Origin of the sequence: Arthrobacter bambusae (genome assembly GCF_022606295.1) — a bacterium.
GTDB classification, from domain to species: domain Bacteria; phylum Actinomycetota; class Actinomycetes; order Actinomycetales; family Micrococcaceae; genus Arthrobacter; species Arthrobacter bambusae_A.
This window is the reverse complement of sequence record NZ_JAHHZS010000080.1, coordinates 1-3582: the sequence shown is the minus strand read 5'-3', so window position 1 is coordinate 3582 and position 3582 is coordinate 1. Positions and strand designations below refer to the sequence as shown.

Sequence of the window (3582 nt, the reverse complement as noted above, 5' to 3'; positions counted from 1 at the left end):
AAAACCGGTGTAATGATGACCCACGTAATGCGCAGCCCACCTCTCCCGGAAATCATCACTACGGCTCGAGAGCTCACCCAACAGACCCGCAATCCCGACGTCATGGGGATGCCGACCCGACTCGGTCCTGAGTATGGTCACGACTTCGTTGGCCGCACGGTCCCAGTCCGGATAGAACTCCGTTGCTTGAGGATTGAAAAAAACAAACCGAGCGTGGTTTGCTGGCTCACCAGGGTAGGCGTACATGTCTGAATAGAGAGCGCGGCCAAGTCTGTTGCTCGCTACGATGTCCAGGCACGCGTTCCGCACAATGGCTGGTGAGGTGATGGCGTCAAGTGCAATCCGCACACCCGGCCGGACACGCTGCGGCCAGGCTATGCGATTCTGCTGAGGCTTCGTGGCCGATGCCCGAGCAAGATGGAATAGATGGGATCGCTCAGCCTCGTCCAACTGGAGCGCTTTCGCGACGCCGTCAAGCACACTTTCCGAAACGCCGTTCAGATTTCCTCGCTCAAGGCGAATGTAGTAATCCACGCTGACAGCGGCAAGCCGGGCAACCTCATCTCGACGCAGGCCGGGAACACGGCGAACCTCACCGTAAGTAGACAGCCCGGCTTGGCTGGGACTGAGCTTGGCCCGCCGCGAAGCCAGGAACTCACGAACTTCGCTGCGGTTATCCATGCTTCCAATACTAGAAGCGGCAGGCACAGCCGTGAATCTCTCTGACTCTGTGACAGTTCGGGCGGGCTCCAACTCCGCTCTGGATGACGGCTCAAGTAGTTGAAAGAACAGCCCACGCGCGGCGATTCCCGGCAACGGAACGGATGAAAATATCCCAGTCGGACGCCACGCCGGAAGGCGGAAGCAGAACCCATAGATATAGTGAGGCCATGTCGTCTCATCCACAGCGGGTCTTTGGCGGGTCGCCTTGCCCAATCAAGCTGCGTGCCGTCGTGACGGCGATCATTCAACGACGTAACTTATTCGAGGCCCACAAAGACAACAGCACCTTGACCCGGGCCGTAACGCCAGCATGAAATCAGCATTGGTTCTGGTACGTCACGGGCAAACGCGATGGAATGCAGAGCTTCGAATCCAAGGCAGCACGGACATCCCGCTCAACGAGACCGGCCGCCTCCAGGCTCTCGAAACGGCCACCTCACTCAAAGACCGGCAGTGGGACATACTTGCCTGCTCTCCACTGATTAGGGCCTTCGAAACTGCCCAGATCATCCAACGAGAGCTGGGGCTTCCTCCGCCAATCAGAATTCCCGGGTTAGTTGAGCGAGACTACGGAGAAGCTGAAGGCCGGTCGGCCTTCGGCCTGTCCAAAAAGGAAATCAGTCATCTAGTTTCTCTGGGTGAACCGGAGACAGCTGTTGCCGCTCGCGGCATTTCTGCTCTGAAGGACTTGCTCGGCGAGTACCCCACTCATCGCATTATCGTCGTTGCTCACGCAACCCTAATTCGTCTGACCCTGTCAGCCCTGCTCAACCATCCACAACCTAAGGCCCAGAACGGTCAAACCATTGACGTGGACCCAGCGTTCTTGAAAGGACCCGAACTACGAGGAAACTGAAGAATGGTTGCCACCCTCCAGGTGAACTCACCTCACTGGTATTCCCACGCGCCGGCGGTGTTGTCACCGTAGTAGGACGACTCTCGCACCGCCGCTGGGTTAGGGCTTCCGAATCCATTCGCTCCCCAAAGGACGGCCCGAACCCGGGTACCCCAGCGGGCTGTCTCGGATGGCTATCTTTGGCTGATCCTCATTCCGCAGGGAATTCGCATCGTGCTGCCGTTCCTCGTGACACAGCTCATCACGCTGCTGAAGGAATCGTCCCCGGGCTTCATCATCGGATACGAGAACCTCCTCAGCAGCGAACGAATCGCGGCGTGGAACACCCTGGCGCAAGTACACCATCACCGCTTACACCGCCATCGCCCCCTTTTGCGTCATCACCAATCGGCCCTCACCTGGGCCGAGAGCCCCTGCACAGAATTCAGATCTAGGCAGTCAGGTGATGTGGCGTCAGGCTGCTGTGGAGCACGACCGAAGCAGCCCCGAGCGCAGCCACATCCGGCCCGGTGCCTCCGAGCTCAACCGCAATGGTGTGCACGCCTCGGGTAAAGGATGCCTTTTCGATGAGCCTTTTCAGCTCTTTCATATAGCGTTGCCCCGTTGCCGCGAAGCCGGGTCCTGCGAGCTCGATCCGTTCCAGGTCGAGCGTATTGGCCAGACCCAGCAGTACGGTGGCGACACTCCGGACGGAGCGGCTGATTAGCGCTTCGGCTTGGGGCAGGCCTTCACCGAGCCCGGCGAGAACGCGCTCGTAGATAGCTGCTTCGTCTCCCGATTTTTGATCATCGAATAGTGCAGCCAGCCCTTCATCCGTCATTACCCGGCGGACTATTCCACGGGGTGGCCCGACGGTCTCAAGGCACCCACGAGACCCGCACCAGCACTCGAGCCCGTCGGGCTCGACGACGATGTGTCCGATCTCCCCGGTATTGTCCGAAGCGCCCCGAAAGATCGCTCCGCCGATCACAAGACCGGCACCAATTCCTTGATCCATGTAAACCGTCATGAAGTTGCTTGACGCGTTGGCCCCTCCGGACCAAAAAGTACCGAGCGCAACCGAGTTTGCATCGTTCTCGACGAGCACCGGAACGCCACAAAGGCCTTCCAGTTCCGCGGCCGTATCGAAACTCTCCCAGGTCTGCGCTGCCTCCGGATCCGCTCCCCATCCCAAGGGGCCGCGTCGACGCCCGCTGGAGGCCACACCGACACCCACTATGGATTCCCGCCAAATGCCGCGTGCTTCGATGACTCCCTGGATCGCGGCAACGACCCGGTCGAGGACCTCCGGGGGAGGCTCGTCGCCGATTCCGGGGAGGTCGACTCTTTCGATCAGCTTGCCGTTGAGGCCGCAGAGTACGATGACGATCCTTGAGACGCCGAGCCTTACTCCGACAGCATAGAGCACACCGGTGTTGAGCTTGAGCATCCTAGGCCTCTTGCCGCCGGTGGATTGACCAAAGCCCGCCTCAATAACAATTCCCTCAAGCAGGAGTTCCTTCACGATCTTCGAGATGGTCACCTCGGTGAGGGACGACCGTTGTGACAGCTCCACCCGCGAGATGCTTGCGCTTGACCGGATGAGGTCAAGCACTGCGCTACGCGTCTCTGCGTAGGACCGGCCTTTGAGCCGGCGCGGAGAGGTTTCAGTCATGATGCCATGCAATCTACACCACTCCACCAATGGCCGCCCATCAGCGAAGGGAACCAATCTTGTGGGTTCATTGAACCACTCCCCAGAACTTTCTTAACTAACTATTGCTAAGTGGTGATTTACATCATATCCTCATTGGAGACGCCGCTGATGGCGTAAGCCCGACGGAGACTTACTCCCCCAGGCACGGCAGGAAAAACTCGGAGGAACAAGGATGTTTCAAGCACAAAGACGACTTGCGCGTTCGGTCGCAATCACAACAGGCGTTCTGGTCGCCGGCGCGCTGGCTTTGAGCGGCTGCTCGGGATCGGCGCCGTCGAGTGACGGAGGATCGGCCACGTCCGGGAGC

General features: G+C 59.4%; 3 protein-coding genes. 1 reads left to right on the top strand and 2 read right to left on the bottom strand.

Features of this window, described 5'->3' with window-relative positions; genetic code table 11:
• On the bottom strand, positions 1-681 hold a 681-nt coding region (locus tag KNN17_RS22100), incomplete at its 3' end, for a helix-turn-helix transcriptional regulator (protein WP_241711043.1).
• 352 nt (positions 682-1033) lie between these two features.
• Here KNN17_RS22100 and KNN17_RS22095 point away from each other — a divergent pair.
• Positions 1034-1579: a histidine phosphatase family protein gene (locus tag KNN17_RS22095; protein WP_241711042.1), complete on the top strand. Its 546-nt coding sequence runs from the start codon at positions 1034-1036 to the stop codon at positions 1577-1579.
• Between the two features lie 430 nt (positions 1580-2009).
• Here the strand turns inward: KNN17_RS22095 and KNN17_RS22090 are convergent, their stop codons facing one another.
• Entirely contained in the window at positions 2010-3233 is a 1224-nt protein-coding gene (locus tag KNN17_RS22090; protein WP_241711041.1) for an ROK family transcriptional regulator, read from the bottom strand.
• Positions 3234-3582: the final 349 nt, after the last annotated feature.

Bases quoted from the DNA above. Each gene is read 5' to 3' on its own strand.
- KNN17_RS22095 (WP_241711042.1), top strand. From the start codon at position 1,034: ATGAAATCAGCATTGGTTCTGGTACGTCACGGGCAAACGCGATGGAAT.
- KNN17_RS22090 (WP_241711041.1), bottom strand. From the start codon at position 3,233: ATGACTGAAACCTCTCCGCGCCGGCTCAAAGGCCGGTCCTACGCAGAG.